The organism is Planctomycetota bacterium, from assembly GCA_026387035.1.
Lineage (GTDB): Bacteria > Planctomycetota > Phycisphaerae > FEN-1346 > FEN-1346 > JAPLMM01.
On sequence record JAPLMM010000127.1, the window covers coordinates 1 to 1,996 of the forward strand.

Annotated in this window: 3 protein-coding genes; all 3 read right to left on the reverse strand. The window is 64.2% G+C overall.

Annotated elements, in window-relative coordinates:
- A partial coding sequence (groL, locus tag NTX40_04260; protein MCX5648297.1) for a chaperonin GroEL occupies positions 1–1,260 on the reverse strand: 1,260 nt, incomplete at its 3' end.
- A gap of 210 nt (positions 1,261–1,470) precedes the next feature.
- Complete coding sequence (gene groES, locus NTX40_04265; protein MCX5648298.1) at positions 1,471–1,761, reverse strand: co-chaperone GroES; 291 nt, start codon at positions 1,759–1,761, stop codon at positions 1,471–1,473.
- The coding region (locus NTX40_04270; protein MCX5648299.1) for a hypothetical protein at positions 1,758–1,996 on the reverse strand (239 nt) is incomplete at its 5' end. The genes NTX40_04270 and groES, both read right to left, overlap by 4 nt.

The following is a 1,996-nucleotide window of genomic DNA, read 5'->3' on the forward strand; positions in this document are numbered from 1 at the left end:
GAGCATCGCCACGCCGCCGCCCGCCAGGATGCCTTCCTCGACGGCCGCGCGGCAGGCGTGCAGGGCGTCCTCGACGCGGGCCTTCTTTTCCTTGACCGCGCTTTCGGTCGCGCCGCCGACGTGGATCTGCGCGACGCCGCCCGACAGTTTCGCCAGCCGCTCTTCCAGTTTCTCGCGGTCGTAGTCGCTGGTGGTGGTCTCAATCTCTTTGCGGATGGCTTCAAGACGTCCCTTGATGGCGCTGGTTTCGCCGGCGCCCTCGATGATGGTCGTCGCCTCCTTGTCGATGGAGACCTTCTTCGCCTGGCCCAGGTGCTCGATCTTCACGTTCTCGAGTTTGGTCCCGAGGTCCTCGAAGATCGCCGTTGCGCCCGTCAGGGTGCCGATGTCTTCGAGCAGGGCCTTTCGGCGGTCGCCGAAGCCCGGCGCCTTCACGGCGCAGCACTGGAGGGTTCCGCGGAGGCGGTTGACGACGAGCGTGGCGAGGGCGTCGCCCTCGATGTCCTCGGCGATGATGAGGAGCGGCCGGCCCGACTGGGCGACCTGCTCCAGCAGGGGCAGGAGTTCCTTCACGCTCGATATCTTCTTCTCGTGCACCAGGATGTAGGGCTTCTCCAACTCCGCGGTCATCGACTCGAAGTCGGTGACGAAGTGCGGCGAGACGTAGCCCTTGTCGAACTGCATGCCCTCCACGAGTTCGACGGTCGTCTCGAGGCTCTTGCCTTCCTCGACGGTGATGACGCCGTCGCGGCCGACCTTCTGCATCGCGTCGGCGATCATCTGCCCGATCTCGGCGTCCTGATTGGCCGCGCACATGCCGACCTGTGCGACTTCCTTCGAGTCCGTGACGGGCTTGGCCCTTTTCTCCAGTTCCGCCACCACCGCCGTCACCGCCGCGTCGATGCCTCGCTTCAGTTCCATCGCGGTCGCGCCGGCGGTCACGTTCTTGAGGCCCTCGACGAAGATGGCCTCGGCGAGGATCGTCGCGGTCGTCGTCCCGTCGCCGGCCACGTCGCTCGTTTTCGACGCGACCTCGCGGACCATCTGGGCGCCCATGTTCTCCCAGGGGTCTTCGAGTTCAATTTCCTTGGCCACCGTCACGCCGTCTTTCGTGACGGTCGGGGCGCCGAAACTCTTTTCCAGGATGACGTTGCGTCCGCTGGGGCCGAGCGTCACGCGGACGGCCTTGGTCAGGATGGCGACGCCTCGGCGAATGGCCTCGCGCGCTTCGGTGTCGAATGCGATTTTTTTCGGTGGCACGATCGAGTCTCCTTTTCCTTTGGAATTTCACCCAATTCTACGACGCTATCTCAACGCAGAGAACGCAGAGCACGCCGAGAACTGCAAAGATAGGGGAACGGCAAACAACATGCTTTGCGAGCCGGTGGCGGAAATGGCCTTGCCGTTGTCACTCAATCTTCCCTCTGCGGCCTCTGCGTTCTCTGCGTTGAAAAACACAGTTACGAATGGCTAATGACGGACGACCGCCAGGATGTCGTCCTGGCCCATGACGAGGACTTCCTCGTCCTCGACGGTGACTTCGGTTCCCGCGAAACTCGAGAAGAGGACCTCGTCGCCCGCCTTGACGGAGGGCTTCACGAGTTCGCCCGAGTCGAGCCGCTTGCCTTCGCCGACGGCAACGACTTTCCCGCGCTTCGGCTTCTCCTGGGCCGTGTCCGGCAGCACGATGCCGCCTTTGGTCCGCGTCTCGGCCTCCAGGCGTTTCACGACCACACGGTCTCCAATCGGTGTCAACTTCACTGCGTGCTCCTTTCCTTGTTGTCCAATGCCTTTTTCCACGGGTCACGGAACTCCGGCCTGTCGGCCTCGGGCGGCGCCATGGCGTGCCACGCCGCTCGCACCAGCCGGCTCACCACCGAAACGATTTGGTGCCGGTCGGCCGGCTTCGTCAACACGAACTCGATGTGGAGCAACCGGACCTCGGCGAGCGGCACGTCGGCCGGATGCGCCGTCATCAGCACCGCCGGAAGCCACA